Origin of the sequence: Haloarcula rubra, from assembly GCF_019599465.1 — an archaeon.
GTDB classification, from domain to species: domain Archaea; phylum Halobacteriota; class Halobacteria; order Halobacteriales; family Haloarculaceae; genus Haloarcula; species Haloarcula rubra.
In genome coordinates this window covers 536703-553763 of sequence record NZ_RKLR01000003.1, presented here as the reverse complement: position 1 = coordinate 553763, position 17061 = coordinate 536703, and the positions used below count along the sequence as shown (strand labels likewise).

The following is a 17061-nucleotide window of genomic DNA, read 5'->3' as shown; positions in this document are numbered from 1 at the left end:
GACGCCGTTTTGGGGCCTCCCGCCGCACGCTTCGACCATGGACGACGCGTTGCGCCAGCGTATCGAGGAGGCCGCCGAGACGAACGCCCTCCTCAACGCGGTCAAACACGACAGCGAGGCACAGGTCGGGGCCATCATGGGGCCGCTCATGGGCGAGAACCCGAAGTTCCGGGAGTACGGCGACGAGATTCCGGGCGTCATAGCACCGGTCGTCGACCGAGTCAACGGCATGGACGCAGAGGAACGCCGCGAGCGTCTCTCGGAACTCGCGCCCGAGAAACTCGAAGAACTAGAGGCCGAGGACGAAGGCGAGGACCACCCGCTCCCCGACCTGCCAAACGTCGAGGAGTACGACACCGTGCGGATGCGCGTCGCGCCGAACCCCAACGGCCCGTGGCACGTCGGCCACGCCCGGATGGCCGCTGTCATCGGCACGTACAAGGAGCGCTACGACGGCGAGTTCGTCTGCCGGTTCGACGACACCGACCCCGAGACGAAGCGGCCGGACTTAGACGCCTACGACCAGATTCTGGACGCCATCGACTACCTCGGCTTCGAACCCGACGACGTGTTCAAAGCGAGCGACCGGGTCGAGACCTACTACGACTACGCCCGTGACCTCATCGACGCCGAGGGTGCCTACACCTGCTCGTGCCCGCAGGGGGAGTTCTCCGACATGAAGAACAGCGGCGAGGCCTGTCCGCACCGCGAGAAGGACGTCGCCACCGTCCACGAGGAGTTCGACGCGATGGTCGACGGCGAGTACGACAGCGGCGAGATGGTCCTCCGGGTCCGCACCGACATCACCCACAAGAACCCGGCCCTGCGTGACTTCGTCGCCTTCCGGATGATAGATACGCCCCATCCGCGCGAGGCGGCCGCCGACTACCGCTGCTGGCCGATGCTGGACTTCCAGAGCGGCGTCGACGACCACCTGCTGGGCATCACACACATCATCCGCGGTATCGACCTGCAGGACTCCGCGAAGCGCCAGCAGTTCGTCTACGACTACTTCGGCTGGGAGTACCCCGAAGTCGTCCACTGGGGCCACGTGCAGGTCGACGCCTACGACGTGCAGATGTCGACCTCGACCATCGCCGAGTTGATAGCCGAGGGCGAACTCGACGGCTGGGACGACCCGCGTGCGCCGACGGTGGCGAGTCTCGAGCGGCGCGGCATCCGGGGCGAGGCGCTGGTCGACGCGATGGTCGAACTCGGCACCTCCACGTCGAACGTCGACCTCGCGATGTCGTCGGTGTACGCCAACAACCGCGAGCTGATAGACGACGACACCGACCGCGCCTTCTTCGTCCGGGACAGCGAGGACCACGGCGGCCTCGTCGAGCGACAGATAGTGGGTGGCCCCGACGCGGGCGAACCACCCTACCACCCGGACCACGAGGACCGAGGCCGACGCGAGATTCCGGTCGCGGCCGGCGTCGCCGTCGAGGGCGACGACCTGCCGGGCCACGGCGAGCGAGTCTGGCTGAAGGGCTACGGCTGTGTCCGTCACACTCGCGACGCCTTCGAGTACGTCGGCGACGACATCTCGGCGGTCCGCGAGGAGGGCGTCGACGTGGTCCACTGGGCACCGGCCGACGGTCCCGAACTCCGCCTCCGGACGATGGACGGCGACGTGACCGGCGTCGCAGAACCGGGCGTGCTCGACTACGAGGCCGACGAGATGCTCCAGTTCGAGCGCATCGGCTTCGCTCGGATAGACGATATCGCGCCCGAGGGCGAGTCCGTCGCGTACTTCGCGCACCCCTGATCAGGTCGTCCGTTCCACGCCGGCGAACTCGAAGCGCGCGCCGCCGGACTCGCTCTCGGTGAGCGTCACGTCCCACCCGTGGGCGTCGGCGATGGTCTGCACGATGGCGAGGCCGAACCCGGTGCCGTCCGGCGAGGTGGTGTACCCCGACTCGAACACGCGGTCACGGACGTCGGCCGGGACGCCGACGCCGTCGTCCGCGACGTAGAACCCGTCGGGCAACTCGCCGACGGTGAGCGTGAGTGGAGCGTCTGTACCGTTCTGACCGTGTTCGACGGCGTTCCGAAACAGGTTCTCGAACAGTTCCGCGACGCGGTCGGGGTCACACTCAACCGTCGGTGAGGCGTCGACCGAGAGCGAGTGGCCCTCGGTCTGGACCGTTCGCCACGCTCGCTCGGCGAGAGCGCCGATGTCGGTGCGTTCGGTCGCGCCGATGTCGCGGCCCTCCCGAGCGAGCGACAGTGTCTTGTCGACGAGCGCCTCCATCCGTTCGAGCGCGTCCCCGGCCGCGTCGATTCGGTCGCGTACCGTCCCCGTCGCGTCGGCGCGGGCCAGTTCGAGGTTGCCAGTCGCCACCTGTAGCGGATTCCGGAGGTCGTGACTGACCAGACTCGCGAACTCGTCGAGGCGCTCGTTCTGGCGTTCGAGCAGCCGTTGCTGGGCCTTCCGCTCGCTGATGTCCGCGATGACGGAGACGGTGCCGACGACGGTGCCGTTCGTGTCGGTGATGGGGGCCGCCGAGACGGCGGCACTGAATAGACTCCCGTCCTCGCGTTCGAGTTCGGTTTCGTAGCCGGTGAGCCGGTTTCCGGACTGGACCTCCCGGTGACGCTCCATCAGTTCCGTCTCTCTGTCGTCGGGCACTATCGGGAGTGGTTCGCCGCGGACCGCCTCGGCGCGCCACCCGAACAGCGACTCCGCCGCGGGGTTCCAGACGTCGACGACGCCCTCGGTATCGTGGGCGACGATGGCGAGCGGCGACGCTTCGACCAGCGTCTCCAGGCGCTCGGTCGTCTGTGCCAGTTCCGACTCCATGGCCTTCCGCTGGGAGATGTCGCGGACGATGCCGACCCGGCCCGTCGCACCGCTGGCCAACTCCACCGCCGCGAGGTCGGCCTCGCAGGGCACCTCTTCGCCCGAGGCCGTAGTGATAGTGACCTCCGTCACCCCGTCGCCGTCCGTGGCCGTCTCGCCACCGGCGAGGACGGCGGCGAACGGACTGCCGACGAGGGCCGACTCGTCGTATCCCACGAGGTCGGCGAAGGGCGCGTTGTATCGAACGAAGTTGTCGTTCTCGTCGAGGACGTAGACGGGTTCGTTCACCGCGTCGAAGATGGTCTTGTACTGTGCGAGTCGCTGTTCGCGGCGCTTTCGTTCGGTGACGTCCCGGAGGACGACGAGGCGCCCGACGACGTCGTCGAACCGGTCGGTGAACGGCGACACCTCGACCTCGACGAAGCGGGGGTCGCCGTCGCCTGTGAGGGGAAGTTCTTGCCAGCCGGAGGCGTCAGGGTCGTCCCAGTCGAGGCCGTCCCAGCCGTCGACCACGTCGGCGATGTGCCGGCCTACGAGTGACTCGCTCTCGAACCCGAGCAGTCGCCGTGCGGCGGGGTTCGCGTCGCCGACGACCCCGTCCACGTCGAGAACGACTGCGCCGTCACCCATGTTCTCGACGATGGCCGCCTGCGCCGCCGGCACCGGGTCCAGTTTCTTGAACGTGTACAGACCGGCGGTGAGTGCCATCCCGGAGAGGCCCCACGCGAAGATGCTCGCGTCCTCCGGGAGATTGACGAAGAAGTTCTGCGTCAGCCCGACCGTCCACGGTGTCAGCGCGGCGACGAGGACGGCGGCGGACTGGGTCCGGTAGAGGTGGCGCGACCGGACGAACAGCCGAATCAGCAGAATCGTCCCGGCCAGTGCGGCGAGCAGTATCGTCACGGAGTGGAAGAAGAACAGCGTCGTCAACGTGGTCTCGCCCGCTTGCAGGAGCGACCCGGTCAGTCCCGTACTGGGCCACTCGGCGATGGTCACCGCCGGCGTGAGGAACCCGAGGGCGAGCAAGACGGGTTCGAGCGACAGGAGCCCGACGACACGGCGCGTCAGCGTCCGCTCGAACCCGGAGTACTGGAGTGCCGCGTAGAGCCAAGCGATGGCGGTGACGCCCTGTGCGACCGCCGAGACCATCGCCCACGGGAGTTGTGCCGCGAGCGTCGTCGCGACGATGTCGCGGGCGTACGCCGCCGCTCCCACCGCCAGAGCGAGGTGGAACACGACCATCGGCGTCCCGCCCGGGTCGCCCCGCTTGCGCCACGCGACGCCGGCAAAGAGGAGCGATATGACGGCCGTAGCGTACAGTGACGCCACGAAGAAGCCGTACATAGTCGACTACGGGTATGCGAAAAGACAACTTTGTTTTACCGGTCGAGATTCGGCGTCTCGGGGCGAAATGGTGCCGGAATGACGACACGAAGTCACTGAATTTGATATGTTACTTTGTAACAATGTATCGTGGTTATAAACATTTCTTCCGAACCGCGAACAAGCATCTAGTGAATCGAGGTGAACAGCGAGGGCACTGCCCACGACACCGAGTTCGTGGACGCGAGGACTCGACCTCCCGAGCCAACTGTTCGAGACAGGCAGCGACGACTACGAACTGTACGAGGAAGACGGCGAGTTCGTCCTCAGCGTCGAACTGCCCGGGTTCGGCGTCGGGGAAATCGACGTGACGTGGGACGACGGGATGCTGAACGTCGCCGCAGAGTACGAGGACGACGAGGACATCGCCGCGAGCTACACCAACGGTGTCCTCGAAGTCCGCCCGCCCGTCTCCGAGGGTGCCGTCGCCCGCGGCAGGCGCATCGAAACCGAGGGCGAACCCCGACGCGTTTTTATTCCAGCCGACCGCAGGACGAGACGTGACAGAGCGCGCTCCGACGACGGTCACCGTCGACCGGGACGTCCCGTTCCACGAGGCGGGCGGCGAGACGCTACTGCTGGACGTCTACGAGTCGACGGCCAGTAGCGGGCCGAAACCGGTCGCCGTCCTCGTCCGCGGTGGCGGGTTCACGGTCGGCGACAAGGGCGAGTTCGCCCGGCACGCTATCGACCTCGCGGAGGACGGCTACCTCGTCGTCGAACCGCAGTACCGCCTCGCACCCGAACACACCTTCCCGGCCGCACTCGTCGACGTGAAGGCCGCCATCGAGTGGTGTCGGTCGGAGGCGGACGCCTACGGCGCGGACCCACAGCGAGTCGTCGCCGTCGGCCACTCGGCCGGCGCGAACCTCGTGGTACTCGCCGCGGCGACGGCCGACGACCCGGCCCTCGAACCGGACCTCTACCCCGGCGCGTCCTCGGAACTGTCGGCCGTCGTCGGCTACGCGGGCGTCTACGACTTCCGGGCGATGGCGGAGACGGCGGCGGGAGACGAGGACATCGACAGACAGTACCTCGGCGGCGGCCCCGAGGAGGTCCCCGAGGCCTACGAACTCGCCTCCCCGGTCGCACAGGCCACCGTCTCCATGCCGCCGACGCTGTTGCTCCACGGCGAGGACGACGACGTGCTCCCGCCGGCCCAGTCGGAACTGCTGGCCCGGACGCTCGACCCGCTGACAGAGGTGACGTACGACCCGGTCCCCGGCGGTCACGCCTTCCCGTTCAACGGGGCGTTCTACGACGACGTCTACGAGCGGACCGCCGAGTTCCTCCAGCGACACGTCGGGACGACGGCGGACGTGGAGGGGGCGGGCGAACCCTCGCTGGACGAGGGCCTCGGCGGCGGCAAACCGCCCGGCGGTGGCCCGGCCGGCGGGCCGGACGACCCTCGTTTCTGACGTCGCCGGTCGAAAGTTTAAGTATCACCGCCGAGTGGTGTTAGATACCAATGGCCATAGACCCCGAGTTCGAGGACAACCGCGACGTGGTCGAACAACACGACGGCCACAACGTGTGGGGCCCCGTCGAGGAACCCGACACGCTGGGAATCCACGGCACGCACGTCGCCGTCGACTTCGACATCTGCATCGCCGACGGCGCCTGTCTGGAGGACTGCCCCGTCGACGTGTTCGAGTGGGTCGACACGCCGGACCATCCCGAGAGCGAAATCAAGGCCGACCCCGCACACGAAGACCAGTGTATCGACTGTATGCTCTGTGTCGACGTCTGTCCGGTCGACGCCATCGACGTCGACCCGGGCCGTGCAGGCCGTATATAACTCCAGTCCGAGACTTTTTCGCGACGCTTCCGTGCTCTCCAGTGGCGACGATAGGTGTCGGGCCTCCACGGAGACGTGTCACCCGTTATTGTGAACATACATTTATGTTCGACCCGGGATGAGGTACGTTGACGAGGGTCGTGACAAATATGCACACTGTAGTTCTGACAAAGGGCGTCCCCGACTTCCGCGAGGGGCAGGTGTCCTTCGACGAGGACGGTCACCTCGAACGGGGGAAGACGCCGACGGTGATGAACCCAAACGACAAGCACGCACTCAGGGCGGCGTTCCAGACCCGAGTGCGAAACGGCGGCCACGTCTCGCTGATGAGCATGGGGCCGCCGGGCTATCAGGAGGTGTTACAGGAGGGGATGCGCGACGTGTACGCCGACGACCTGTATCTCCTCTCGGACCGGGAGATGGGCGCGGCCGACACGTGGGCGACGGCGATGACCGTCGCCACCGGCATCGAGAACCTGGAGACGCAACCCGACCTCGTGTTCGCGGGGTTCAAGACCGCCGACGGGGAGACGGGCCACACCGGGCCACAGACCGCGTACTGTCTGGACTGGCCGATGGTCACTCACGTCGTCTCGCTGGACATCGACGAAGAGGCGGGGTTGTTGCGAGCGAAGCGACTGGTCGACGGCGACGTCACCGAGATAGAGACCGTCGAGGCCCCGATGCCGTGTTTCGTCGTCGCCGACCCGGAGTTCGAACCGACCTACCGGAAGGCCAGCCACCGTCTCGAACACAAGCAGTTGCGCGAGGAGACTCAGGAACGGGCCGAGGACTACGAGGACGTCCTGACGGTCTGGGACCACGAAGACCTGAACCTCGACCCGGACTACATCGGCCTCGACGGGTCGCCGACCATCGTGGCCGGCGTCGACCCCATCCCGAAGGCGCCCTCCGAACGCGAGGCGACCGTCGTCGACGGCGACGACCCGTCGTCGCTGGAACCGGTCCTCGACGAACTGACCCCGTTCGCAGCAGGTGACTGACCATGCCAGACATAGACCCAACAGAGCACGAGATAGCCGACCTCGGACCGAAGATCAAGGACGTCGACGACGCCGACGAGTTGCGCGAGATGCTGGCACTGGAGGAAGACGGCGAGGACCGCGTCCCGGTGAAGACGCTCATCGAGGACCGAATCGAGAAAGTCGAGGCCGAGGACGAGGGCGAACTCGACCCCGAGACGGTGGACCTGACCGAGATGACCGTCGCGGACATCGCGAACATGGTCCGGGACGTCGACGACGCCGACGTGTTGCGGGACATCCTCGAACGCGAACGCGAGGGGAAAGAGCGGTCGAGCGCTATCACGCAGATAGAGAACCGTATCGAGTCCGTCGAAGGGAGCGACGACGAGGGCGAGGACGTCGAGTACGTCCCGCCGGAGGAGAAGTATCCCGAACTCGACCACCCGACCAACGACAAGCAGTGGGTCGAGGGAACCGCCGGCGCGGAGTACCGCGACATGTGGGTGTTCTGCGAGACTCAGGCCGGCGAACTCGTCGACGTCTCGAAGGAGATGCTGGGGAAGGCCCGCGACCTGATGGACCAGTACAACGAGGACTACGACGCCGACGAACGCGTGGTGGCCGTCCTCCTCGGTGACGAGGCCGGCGACTACGTCGAAGACGTCACCGCCTACGGCGCGGACCTCGTCCTCTACCACGAGGACGACAGACTGGAACGGTTCCGCCACAAGCCCTACACCGAGATAGTCACGGACATGTCGCGGGCCGGCGGCGAACTCGCCAGCGAGGGCCACGAGGACGTCGACTGGAAGGACTACCACGAACCGCGGTACACGGTCTTCCCGGCGACGAACAACGGCCGCGACCTCTCGGCGCTCGTACAGGGGGCGCTGGACTCGGGACTCGCGTCGGACTGCTCGGGACTGTACATCGAGGAGGCGATGATTTCGAACCCCGCGAAGGTCGGCACCGCGGGCGACAAGAAGGAGTTCGAGCGCGTACTCCACATGAAGCGGCCGGACTTCTCCGGGTTCGAGTACTCGACCATCCTCTGTATCGACAAGCCCAACCGGGACTTCCACCCGCAGGGGGCGTCCGTGATTCCGGGCAGTTTCGAGATTCCGGACCCGGACTACGACCGCGAGGCAGAGGTCGTCGAGTACGAGATGGACCTCGACGACGAGTGGTTCGAGGTGGGCGTCACGGAGTTCGACCGCCTCTCGGGCGGCGTCGACCTCACCGGGAACGAGGTGGTGGTCGCCGTCGGCCGCGGCATCGGTGACGACCCGACGACGGGCATCGAACTCGCACTGGACCTCGTGGACGCCTTCGACGACGCCGACCTCGGCCTCTCGCGCGGCGTCATCACCTCCTCGTACGCCTTCGACAGCCACGTCGAGCAGTACGTCTCCGAGGAGCGCCAAATCGGTGAGAGCGGGCAGGTCGTCGAACCGGACGTCTACATCGCCGCGGGCATCTCCGGGGCCATCCAGCACAAGGTCGGCTGTGACGAGGCAGACACCATCGTCGCCATCAACACCGACCCGGAGGCCGACATCCGGGACTTCTCGGACTACGTCATCGAGGGCGACCTCTTCGAGGTGCTCCCGAGACTGACCGAGGCCGTCGAGAGGGGCGAACTGGCCGCGGCCGTGGAGGCGAGCGATGACTGACCACGAACGGTACGAGGCCGTCGTCGTCGGGTGCGGTCCCGGCGGGGCCGCCGCGGCGGCGAACCTCGCGCGCAACGGTGTCGAGACGCTGGTGCTCGAACGCGGCGTCGACGCCGGGTCGAAGAACGTCTCCGGGGGGCTCATCTACGCCGAGGAGTCGGCCCCCTACACCATCGACGGCCTGTTCCCCGACTTCCGCGAGGAAGCGAGCGAGCGCCCGGTCACCGAGAACTACATCCACAACGTGGCCGGCGACAAGGTGAAGACGTTCGACATCGGGGACCTGCACCACCACGACACGGCGTGGGCCGACTCGGTCCTCCGCCGTCGGATGGACTCGTGGCTCGCTCGGCGGGTGCACGAACTCACCCGCGAGACGGGCGGCGGGCTGCTGACCGAAGTCCACGTCACCGGCCTCCTCCGAGAGAAGGGTGAAATCGTCGGCGTCACCTGCGAGGAACTCGACCCCATCGAGGCCGACATCGTCGTCGCGGCCGACGGCGTCAACTCGGAACTGGCCCGCGACGCCGGCCTGATGGACTGGGAGGACCCCGACGAGTGGTTCCAGGGGGTCAAGGCCGTCGCGGAGATGGACCCCGACGTCGTCGACGAGCGGTTCGACATCGACGAGGACGAGGGCGAGGCACACCTGTTCTCGGGGGACCTGTTCGATGGCGTCCGGGGCGGCGGGTTCCTCTACACGAACGAGGCGTCGCTGTCCATCGGGACGGTGTTCCACCTGGACTCCATCGCCGAGGAACGCGCTGAACCGCAGGAACTGCTCGACAGTCTGCTGACCCACCCGCTCATGGCCCAGTGGCTGGGCGACGACTACCACGAAGTCGAGTACAGCGCGAAACTCGTGCCGGACTCGAAGAAGGCGGCGCTCACCGCCCCGCATCAGGACCGACTCGTCGTCGTCGGCGACGCCGCCGGACAGATGCAGGCACAGGGCCCCATCATCAAGGGGATGAACCACGCCGTCACGGCCGGAGCGCTGGCCGCCGAGGCGTTCGCCGACGCCCGCTCTCGGGGCGACCCGCACCGCGCCGGCGAGTTCTACGAGAAGAAACTCCACGACGAGGGTGTGATGGACAAACTCCGGCCGACCAGTTACCGGGCGGTCGGGAAAATCGGCGAACTCGGGCCGATAGACGGCGTCGCGAACGCCGTCGCGGAGTCGGCGGTCGGTCGCTTCGGCGTGCGCGCGGCGGAGGGACTGGTCGAACGGGCCTACAACTCGCCGACGCTCGTCTCGATGATTCCCGACACCAAACTCCCCTACGTCACGCTCCCGACGATACTCGGCGAGGAACTGGGCGAGCGCGTGACCGACGAGAACCACGTCCAACCGCCGGAACTCGACGACCGCATCGGCGACCTGACCTACGACGTGGGCGACCCGCACATCGAACTCGTCGACAACTCCTTCGAGGCGTCCGGCACCGCGGTGACGGCGTGCCCGGTCAGCGCGAAGGACTTCGGCGGCGGGTGTTACCGCGACGAGATGGTCCAGACCAACGGCCACGAGGAACACCTCGTCAGTCTGGACACCCAGCCCTGCGTCGAGTGTGGCACCTGCGCCGTCGTCGCCGACACCGACTGGGAACACCCCGCCGGGGGCAAGGGCGTCGAGTTCGAGCAAGGCTGATGAGCCACCAGTACCGCGACCGGGTTCGGGCGCTCGAACGCCGGGCCGACGAGGCCGCCGCGGACTTCGACCCGGACCCGCCCGACGAGGAGCGAGCGATGGCCCTCCTCAGGGAGGGCGTCGGCCCGACGGTGTCGCTGTACTGCGAGGCCCGGACCGGTGGACAGTGGGTCCGCTTCGACGAGGCGACGTTCGACCGGCTCGAAGCGACGCTGAACCAGTGGCTGGGGCTGTACGCCGCCTGCTACGGGGTCGACCTCGACGGGACCTACTCCGTCCGCACGGCCGCAGAACTGCTCGTGGACACCCACGACGTCCGCGACGTCGCGACGGTACTGACCGGCGTTCCCGACCGGTAAGCACCGACGTGTTCGGAAGTGTGTTCTCAGTTCCTACGTGACAAACAATTAAATACTGGTGTGTGGTAACAGAACCCATGGAGCTCACAGAGCCGCTGCAGTTCGACCACGTAGACCGACAGGACATCTACGAGTACGTCGAGTCCCACGGCCGCGTCGACGCCGAGAAGGTGCGCAACGGCCTGCAGATGGAGCCACGGCCGTTCGGTCACCACGTCGCTATCCTCCAGCGACAGGGGATGCTGGAGCGAGACGACGGGCGACTCCGCGTCGCCTACGAGGACGTGGCCGAACAGGAGTTCGAGACGGAGGAGGTGGAGTACACCATCCGACAGGCCCGGCAGGAAGACCTGAAAGGCCTCGTCGGGGCCATCCGCGCGGCCATCGGGAGCGGGGCCTACGTCGACGCGGAGACACTCGCCGACATCATCGACAGCGAGGGCGTCCTCTTACGGCACAACGAACTCGAGTCGCGCATCTTCTTCGTCGCCTGCGTCGACGACGACGTCGTCGGCTGGGTCCACCTCAAGCACCCGGAAATCGAGAAGCTCAGCCACACGGCCGAACTGACGCTGGGGACCCTCGTCCAGTACCGCGGGCAGGGCATCGGTTCGCATCTCCTCGAACGCGGCACCGAGTGGGCGAGAGAACACGGTTACGAGAAACTGTACAACTCGGTTCCGTCGATGAACCAGGACGCCATCGACTTCCTGCACGACCACGGCTGGGAGACCGAGGCCGTCCGCGAGGACCACTACAAGTTCGACGACGACTACGCCGACGAGGTGATGCTGGCGAAGGAACTCTAACGCCAGTCGTCCGCCGCCTCGTCGAGTGGCTCGGGGACGACGCCGTCCTTCTGTGCCCAGACGCGGGCGTGGGCGGTACAGACGAGCATGTTGTCGGACCACGGAACGTGTAGCTCCACCGCGGCCTCGTTCTCGCAGTCCGTCTCCTCACAGGTGGTCATACGAGCGCGACCACCAGCATCGTCACCAGTATCGACCCGGTGAGCATCGCCTGTACGACGCCGGAGGCGAGCATCCCGGCCGTCGTCACGAGTGCGGCTTTCAACCCCTTCCGGGCGTCCTCCTGCCGGTAGAACTCGACGGCGAACACCGTCGCGGCGACGCCGAGGACGATACCCAGCGGTCCCGTCACGAAGAGGAGGACCAGTCCGACGAGTCCGGCGAGGACGGCCGTCGTGTTCGAAGCGCCGCCGACGCGGGCGGCGACGGCCCCGCCGACGAAGTCGACGACCCACGTCAGCACGCCCACGACAGTCAACACGGCCAGCAGGAACACGCCGGGTTCGGTCGTGCCGGTCGCGAACCAGTACAGATAGACGCCGGCGAGCGACACCGGGGCACCGGGCATCTGTGGAATCAGACTGCCGACGACGCCGGCGACCAGCAAGGCGAACGCGAGAACGACCAACAGCAGTTCCAGTCCCGGCGTCATGTGTGTCGGTCCAGTTCCTCCTGTACCCACTCCTCGCCGTATAGCCGTGTCAATCTTTCGACGGCTCCGCCGAGTGCGCGCATGCACTGCCGGCGCGAGACGAAGTCGAGTTCCGCGGTCACCTCGTCCCACGGTCGGGCCTGCAACACCTTCCGGACGAGCAGTCGCTCCGCTCGGTCGCCGAGGGCGCTCTCGTCGTCCGGCGCGACCAGATGGCGCACCGTCAGCGCGCGGAACGGCGCGGGGTTCGTGTCGAGGATGGCGGCACCGCCCGGGACGCCGGCGACGAGTCGCCACTCCCAGTCGGAGAGGTCCGGGTCCGGCGTGGCGTCGACGGCCCGAAGCACCTCCCGAATCACGTCCGGGTCGCAGTCGTCCAGCGTGTCCGACAGCACCGCGGCGGCGCGGTCACAGAACCACCCGGCGTGCCGGGCCGCCAGTTCCGCGCCGGCCTCTGAGCAGGGGTCGACCATCACGGCCGAGTACTCCCCGCTGGTGTCGTTGCGCGAGGTGGAGAGGTGAACGGTGCCGTAGCCGTTCTCGCGCCAGAACCGGACGAGTTCCGGCGTCGCGCCGTAGCCCACGCCGACCCAGTCCATCGCGTCGCCGAACTCCGCGCGGACGTCTCCGAGGAGGCGCGACCCGAGGCCCCGCGACCGGACGGCGGCGTGGGTCGCGATGCGGAGGACTCGCTGGCCGACCGGAACCCCGGCGTCCTCGTCGCGCAACTGCGTCGTCAGCACGTCCGGCACCATGTTCCCGCGGATGCGCCCGCCCTCGTACATGGTCGCCCGCGTCTCGGCCGGGAGGCCGCCCTCCCGTGCGAGCAGTGCGACGGCGACGACGTGGCCGTCTCGGGTCAGCGCCCGCACCGAGAGGTTCGGGGCGTCGAGCAGTCGCGCGAGGTCGGCCGGTTCGGTGCGGTAGTGCGCCAGCACGAGCAACCCGAACACCTCCCGCAAGCGGTGCTCGTCGGCCAGCAAGTCCGCCGTCGATAGGCGGCGGTACTCGACAGTCTCCGGCGTGGCGTCGGCGACCAACTGGTCGACGGGTGGTCGGGCGTCGAGCAACAGCGCCCGGAAGGCCCACACCTCGACCGGGTCGGCGTCGGCGTAGCGGATGGGTGCCGTCATCGTCACGTCCGTCACCGTGTGGTCGCTCTCTGCGAGTCGGTCGCGGAACCGAACGGAGAAGCCGCGACCGGCCCCCTCGTAGCCGTGGACCGTCGTCGTGAACGCGACGGCCGGCGCGTCGAGCAAGGATTCGAGACGCCGGACGGGGAGCGCGGCGGCCTCGTCGACGACGACCACGTCGGGGTCCGCCGGCAGTTCGACGGCGACGGCCGGTTCCGCGAACCGTATCCGGCCGCCGTCCTCGCCACCGACGGCGAGTTCGTGGGGTGTCTCCGGCCTGTCTCGCTCCGCGTCGACCCCGAGCGTCTCGAACAGCGCCGCCGCACGGACGAACGCTTCGGCGGCGCTCCGGTACTGCGGTGCGGTCACGAGGACGTCCTTTCCGTCGAGTGCGAGGTTGGCCGCGGCCAGCCCCGCGGCGCTGGACTTCCCGCGGCCCCGGTCGGCCTCCACGACGACGGCGTGGCCGGAGTCCCGCAGCGACTCCAACGCGTGTACGGCATCGCGCTGGTCCCCCGTGAGACAGGCCTCGTACGTCGCCGGGCGGAAAGTGGTCTCGGCGGGCGGGGCCGGCGGGTCGGCCGGGCGTCGCGGCGGTGGGTCCGTCAGGCCGTCCGCTTCGACTGTCTCGCCGTCCGATTCGACGTGGACGATGGCCACGCCACGATGGGCCCGAAGCGTCTCGACCAGTCGTCGCCGGAAGTAGCCGGTCACGTCGTCCACGTCGAACGGTGGCACCGCCAGCGTCTCGTCGAAGGCGTCCCGTCGGTCGGGCCACTCGTCGAGCGCCGGCGTCAGGAGGACGAGGAGGCCACCCCCGTCGACGGCCCCGACGGCGGTTCCGAGCGCGTTCGGTCGGAGTTCGTCGTGGGCGTCGAGGACGACGGCGGTCCGGGTCCGGCCGAGTAGTTCGCCGGCGCGTGACTGTTCGTGTTGCTCGGAGTCTACGAACGAATCCGGGCCGAGCAGCGTCGTCTCGTCCCGGGCGACGCCGGCGGCGTCTAGGGCGTCGGCGGCACGGTCGTGGGTCCGCTCGCGGTCGCCTGCCAGCACGAGCAGTCGGCGCTCGTTCGAGCGGCGGGCTTCCGCGCGGAGCGACCGTGCGAGGTCCATACTGACGAGTGGCACCGGCGGAGGCATGGGCGTGACGGTTCCCTCGACCGTGGTCACGGACGGTCCCCGGACGATGGCTGTGCACCGCGTTCGCACGCCGTTTCGGCTTCGAAAGCGCTTTTAGGGCCGGTGGCACAGAATGGGGTACAGCCTGTGCCGGGTTGATGATGCTCCCAGCCCTTTTAGGACTACGCGCACCGCCGCGGTGCGCCGCGGGAACGCCCGCGACGGCGGGGGAGCCTGAGCCCGCGCGCAGGAGGTGACCATACAAATGCCAGTATACGTAGATTTCGACGTTCCGGCGGACCTCGAGGACGACGCCCTCGAGGCGCTGGAAGTCGCACGAGACACAGGCAGCGTGAAGAAGGGAACCAACGAGACGACCAAGGCCGTCGAGCGCGGCTCCGCAGAGCTCGTCTACGTCGCCGAGGACGTCCAGCCCGAGGAGATCGTCATGCACATCCCCGAGCTGGCCGACGAGAAGGGTGTCCCCTTCATCTTCGTCGAACAGCAGGACGACCTGGGCCACGCCGCGGGTCTCGAAGTCGGTTCGGCCGCCGCCGCCATCGTCGATTCGGGCGAGGCCGAGGGCGACGTCGAGGACATCGCCGCGAAGGTCGAGGAGCTTCGGTGAGGTGACGACGGATGAGTGCTGAGGAATCCGAAGGCAACGGCGCCACGCCCGCCGAGGTCATCGAGATCGTCGGCAAAACGGGGATGCACGGCGAGGCCATGCAGGTCAAGTGCCGCATCCGCGAGGGCGAGAACCAGGGGCGTATCATCACGCGCAACGTCCTGGGTCCCGTCCGGGAGGGCGACGTGCTCCAGCTCCGCGAGACGGCCCGCGAAGCCGACTCCATCGGGGGGCAGTAACGATGCCACAGACGCGCGAATGTGACTACTGCGGCGCGGACATCGAGCCCGGCACGGGCACGATGCTCGTCCGGAACGACGGCACGACCATCCACTTCTGCTCCTCGAAGTGTGAGAACAACGCCGACCTCGGTCGGGAAGCTCGCAACCTCGGCTGGACGGAGTCCGGCTACAACGCGAGCGGCGAGAAGCAGACCACCGAGGAGTCCGAGGCCGACGACGAGGAAGCGGCCGACGCCGCTCCCGACCTCGAAGCCGCCGAGGAGGAGGCCGAACCCGACGAGGCCGACGCGGACGACGCCGAGGACACCGAAGACGAGGACGAGGAAGAAGCCGAGGAGGCCGAAGCCTGATGTCCGACGCCGAGCGAACCTTCGTGATGGTCAAGCCGGACGGCGTCCAGCGCGGCCTCGTCGGTGACATCGTCTCCCGATTCGAGGACCGCGGCCTGAAGATGGTCGCCGGCAAGTTCATGCAGATAGACCAGGACCTCGCCGAGGAACACTACGGCGAGCACGAGGACAAGCCGTTCTTCGACGGCCTCGTGGACTTCATCACGTCCGGGCCGGTCTTCGCGATGGTCTGGGAGGGACAGGACGCGACCCGACAGGTCCGCAACATGATGGGCGAGACGGACCCCGCCGAGTCCGCCCCCGGCACCATCCGCGGTGACTACGGGCTGGACCTCGGTCGGAACGTCATCCACGGCTCCGACCACGAGGACGAGGGCGCGAACGAGCGCGAAATCGCGCTCTTCTTCGACGAGGAGGAACTCGTCGACTGGGACCAGGTCGACGAGACCTGGCTGTACGAGTAAGCGGGCGGTCCCTCGTCGCCGTCGACCACACGTTCTTTGCGTCTCGCTCCGCTAGAGCCGTCCGTGAGCCGAACGCTCTATCAACTGGACGGCTGTCCCTACTGTGAGAAAGTGGCCGACCGACTGGACGAACTCGGCGTCGAGTACGAGAGCATCTGGGTCGACGCACTCCACTCGGACCGAGACGAGGTCAAACGCGTCTCGGGCCAGCGCGGCGTGCCGGTCCTCGTCGACGACGAGTACGGCGTCACGATGGCCGAGTCCGACCGTATTCTGGAGTTCGCCGAACAGACCTACGCCTGAGCGCCCCGCCCGTACATCATCGCCGCGCCGATGGGCAAGAACACCATCGGGAACAGGAGAAAGAGGACGGCGGTGAAGTAAGGGTCCGGCTGCTGGCTGGCCGACCCGACGACGCCCTCGGCCGTCGTGAGGTCCCACCGCTGGACCAGCGTCAGCGCCCCGACGAGGCCGACGGCGAGGTAGCCGACGGTGAAACCGACCCCCACCAGCGCCGCCTCCCGGAGACGCCCACCGGTCGGGTTCGGCCGCCGTCGGCCCTCGAACAGGCCGCCGGCGACGGTCAACGCGACCATCGGAATCAGGAAGTAGACGACCGGGGGAACGCTCGCCCCGCCGCTGGCCAGCGCGAGGTAGAGGTCGTTCCCGAACGGCGACCCGGCTATCTGTATCGACGCTTTCAGCACTGTCGGGACGTGGTGGGCGTTGAAGAGGACGTGGGCGTACTGGACGAACACTGCCGCCGTCGAGTCGATGGCGGGCACGCTCCGGTCGACCGACGAGGGACCGACGACGAACAGCGCCGCGACGGCCAGATACTCGACGACGAAGGTGCCGAGAGCCGCCGTGCTCGCCTCGAGCCACGGGAACGTCTCGAGGGCCGGAGAGAGCAGGGGCGTGTCCTGTCCGCCTGTGTCGGCGACGCTGGCGTCGGTGTCGGGTTCGGTTGTCACTGCGTAGCGTCTCGTCGCCCGGAAGATGAGTCTG

At 67.8% G+C, this 17061-nt stretch carries 18 protein-coding genes and 1 pseudogene; 14 read left to right on the top strand and 5 right to left on the bottom strand.

Annotated features, from left to right (window positions below; translation table 11 throughout):
• The first annotated feature begins 37 nt into the window (after positions 1–37).
• The gene (locus EGH21_RS11185) at positions 38–1771 is read left to right on the top strand and encodes a glutamate--tRNA ligase (protein WP_220618552.1); all 1734 of its coding nucleotides are present in this window, start codon (positions 38–40) and stop codon (positions 1769–1771) included.
• Here EGH21_RS11185 and EGH21_RS11180 read toward each other — a convergent pair whose 3' ends face one another.
• Positions 1772–4150: a PAS domain S-box protein gene (locus EGH21_RS11180; protein ID WP_220618551.1), complete on the bottom strand. Its 2379-nt coding sequence runs from the start codon at positions 4148–4150 to the stop codon at positions 1772–1774.
• Between the two features lie 196 nt (positions 4151–4346).
• Between EGH21_RS11180 and EGH21_RS24695 the strand changes: the two are divergent.
• From EGH21_RS24695 to EGH21_RS11145, 8 genes and pseudogenes are all read left to right on the top strand, one after another.
• A pseudogene (locus EGH21_RS24695) lies at positions 4347–4646 on the top strand (Hsp20/alpha crystallin family protein); the annotation flags it as partial.
• Between the two features lie 43 nt (positions 4647–4689).
• A complete protein-coding gene (locus EGH21_RS11175) occupies positions 4690–5607 on the top strand; it encodes an alpha/beta fold hydrolase (protein WP_220618550.1) in 918 nt (305 codons plus the stop codon).
• A gap of 50 nt (positions 5608–5657) precedes the next feature.
• Positions 5658–5987 (top strand): 4Fe-4S dicluster domain-containing protein, encoded by a 330-nt coding sequence (locus EGH21_RS11170; RefSeq protein ID WP_220618549.1) that lies wholly within the window; start codon positions 5658–5660, stop codon positions 5985–5987.
• Between the two features lie 149 nt (positions 5988–6136).
• Positions 6137–6991, top strand: coding sequence for an electron transfer flavoprotein subunit beta/FixA family protein (locus tag EGH21_RS11165; protein ID WP_220618548.1), 855 nt, complete (start codon positions 6137–6139; stop codon positions 6989–6991).
• 2 nt (positions 6992–6993) lie between these two features.
• On the top strand, positions 6994–8646 hold the full coding sequence (locus EGH21_RS11160) for an electron transfer flavoprotein subunit alpha/FixB family protein (protein ID WP_220618547.1): 1653 nt from the start codon (positions 6994–6996) through the stop codon (positions 8644–8646).
• Positions 8639–10297 carry an FAD-dependent monooxygenase gene (locus tag EGH21_RS11155; RefSeq protein ID WP_220618546.1) on the top strand — a complete coding sequence of 553 codons (1659 nt, stop codon included), beginning with the start codon at positions 8639–8641 and terminating at the stop codon, positions 10295–10297. The genes EGH21_RS11160 and EGH21_RS11155 overlap by 8 nt, the downstream gene beginning before the upstream one ends.
• Positions 10297–10656: a DUF8055 family protein gene (locus tag EGH21_RS11150; protein WP_220618545.1), complete on the top strand. Its 360-nt coding sequence runs from the start codon at positions 10297–10299 to the stop codon at positions 10654–10656. Before EGH21_RS11155 ends, EGH21_RS11150 begins: the two co-directional genes overlap by 1 nt.
• A gap of 77 nt (positions 10657–10733) precedes the next feature.
• Entirely contained in the window at positions 10734–11465 is a 732-nt protein-coding gene (locus tag EGH21_RS11145; RefSeq protein ID WP_220618544.1) for a GNAT family N-acetyltransferase, read from the top strand.
• Here EGH21_RS11145 and EGH21_RS11140 read toward each other — a convergent pair.
• The 3 genes from EGH21_RS11140 to tmcA are packed head-to-tail and all read right to left on the bottom strand — an operon-like array spanning position 11462 to position 14363.
• Positions 11462–11626: a DUF8014 family protein gene (locus tag EGH21_RS11140; protein ID WP_220618543.1), complete on the bottom strand. Its 165-nt coding sequence runs from the start codon at positions 11624–11626 to the stop codon at positions 11462–11464. The genes EGH21_RS11145 and EGH21_RS11140 overlap by 4 nt on opposite strands.
• Positions 11623–12117: a DUF456 domain-containing protein gene (locus EGH21_RS11135; RefSeq protein ID WP_220618542.1), complete on the bottom strand. Its 495-nt coding sequence runs from the start codon at positions 12115–12117 to the stop codon at positions 11623–11625. The genes EGH21_RS11140 and EGH21_RS11135 overlap by 4 nt, the downstream gene beginning before the upstream one ends.
• Positions 12114–14363 (bottom strand): tRNA(Met) cytidine acetyltransferase TmcA, encoded by a 2250-nt coding sequence (tmcA, locus tag EGH21_RS11130; protein WP_220618541.1) that lies wholly within the window; start codon positions 14361–14363, stop codon positions 12114–12116. The genes EGH21_RS11135 and tmcA overlap by 4 nt, the downstream gene beginning before the upstream one ends.
• A 271-nt stretch (positions 14364–14634) precedes the next feature.
• Here tmcA and rpl7ae point away from each other — a divergent pair, with 271 nt between their 5' ends.
• The 5 genes from rpl7ae (at position 14635) to EGH21_RS11105 (ending at position 16356) form a co-directional block, all read left to right on the top strand.
• On the top strand, positions 14635–14997 hold the full coding sequence (gene rpl7ae / locus EGH21_RS11125) for a 50S ribosomal protein L7Ae (RefSeq protein ID WP_220618540.1): 363 nt from the start codon (positions 14635–14637) through the stop codon (positions 14995–14997).
• 11 nt (positions 14998–15008) lie between these two features.
• On the top strand, positions 15009–15236 hold the full coding sequence (locus EGH21_RS11120; protein WP_166970787.1) for a 30S ribosomal protein S28e: 228 nt from the start codon (positions 15009–15011) through the stop codon (positions 15234–15236).
• Between the two features lie 2 nt (positions 15237–15238).
• Positions 15239–15589 (top strand): 50S ribosomal protein L24e, encoded by a 351-nt coding sequence (locus EGH21_RS11115; protein ID WP_220618539.1) that lies wholly within the window; start codon positions 15239–15241, stop codon positions 15587–15589.
• Positions 15589–16053 (top strand): nucleoside-diphosphate kinase, encoded by a 465-nt coding sequence (gene ndk / locus EGH21_RS11110; protein ID WP_220618538.1) that lies wholly within the window; start codon positions 15589–15591, stop codon positions 16051–16053. The genes EGH21_RS11115 and ndk overlap by 1 nt, the downstream gene beginning before the upstream one ends.
• A 63-nt stretch (positions 16054–16116) precedes the next feature.
• On the top strand, positions 16117–16356 hold the full coding sequence (locus EGH21_RS11105; protein ID WP_220618537.1) for a glutaredoxin family protein: 240 nt from the start codon (positions 16117–16119) through the stop codon (positions 16354–16356).
• Here the strand turns inward: EGH21_RS11105 and EGH21_RS11100 are convergent.
• Positions 16347–17027, bottom strand: a complete 681-nt coding sequence (locus EGH21_RS11100; protein WP_220618536.1) for a DUF7978 family protein — start codon at positions 17025–17027, stop codon at positions 16347–16349. The genes EGH21_RS11105 and EGH21_RS11100 overlap by 10 nt on opposite strands.
• Positions 17028–17061: the final 34 nt, after the last annotated feature.

What these genes read in the sequence shown, in the direction of transcription:
- EGH21_RS11155 (WP_220618546.1), top strand. Translation starts at nt 8,639, where the DNA reads ATGACTGACCACGAACGGTACGAGGCCGTCGTCGTCGGGTGCGGTCCC.
- EGH21_RS11120 (WP_166970787.1), top strand. Translation starts at nt 15,009, where the DNA reads ATGAGTGCTGAGGAATCCGAAGGCAACGGCGCCACGCCCGCCGAGGTC.
- EGH21_RS11140 (WP_220618543.1), bottom strand. Translation starts at nt 11,626, where the DNA reads ATGACCACCTGTGAGGAGACGGACTGCGAGAACGAGGCCGCGGTGGAG.
- ndk (WP_220618538.1), top strand. Translation starts at nt 15,589, where the DNA reads ATGTCCGACGCCGAGCGAACCTTCGTGATGGTCAAGCCGGACGGCGTC.
- EGH21_RS11165 (WP_220618548.1), top strand. Translation starts at nt 6,137, where the DNA reads ATGCACACTGTAGTTCTGACAAAGGGCGTCCCCGACTTCCGCGAGGGG.
- EGH21_RS11135 (WP_220618542.1), bottom strand. Translation starts at nt 12,117, where the DNA reads ATGACGCCGGGACTGGAACTGCTGTTGGTCGTTCTCGCGTTCGCCTTG.
- EGH21_RS11145 (WP_220618544.1), top strand. Translation starts at nt 10,734, where the DNA reads ATGGAGCTCACAGAGCCGCTGCAGTTCGACCACGTAGACCGACAGGAC.
- rpl7ae (WP_220618540.1), top strand. Translation starts at nt 14,635, where the DNA reads ATGCCAGTATACGTAGATTTCGACGTTCCGGCGGACCTCGAGGACGAC.
- EGH21_RS11115 (WP_220618539.1), top strand. Translation starts at nt 15,239, where the DNA reads ATGCCACAGACGCGCGAATGTGACTACTGCGGCGCGGACATCGAGCCC.
- tmcA (WP_220618541.1), bottom strand. Translation starts at nt 14,363, where the DNA reads ATGGACCTCGCACGGTCGCTCCGCGCGGAAGCCCGCCGCTCGAACGAG.
- EGH21_RS11170 (WP_220618549.1), top strand. Translation starts at nt 5,658, where the DNA reads ATGGCCATAGACCCCGAGTTCGAGGACAACCGCGACGTGGTCGAACAA.
- EGH21_RS11160 (WP_220618547.1), top strand. Translation starts at nt 6,994, where the DNA reads ATGCCAGACATAGACCCAACAGAGCACGAGATAGCCGACCTCGGACCG.
- EGH21_RS11150 (WP_220618545.1), top strand. Translation starts at nt 10,297, where the DNA reads ATGAGCCACCAGTACCGCGACCGGGTTCGGGCGCTCGAACGCCGGGCC.
- EGH21_RS11180 (WP_220618551.1), bottom strand. Translation starts at nt 4,150, where the DNA reads ATGTACGGCTTCTTCGTGGCGTCACTGTACGCTACGGCCGTCATATCG.
- EGH21_RS11185 (WP_220618552.1), top strand. Translation starts at nt 38, where the DNA reads ATGGACGACGCGTTGCGCCAGCGTATCGAGGAGGCCGCCGAGACGAAC.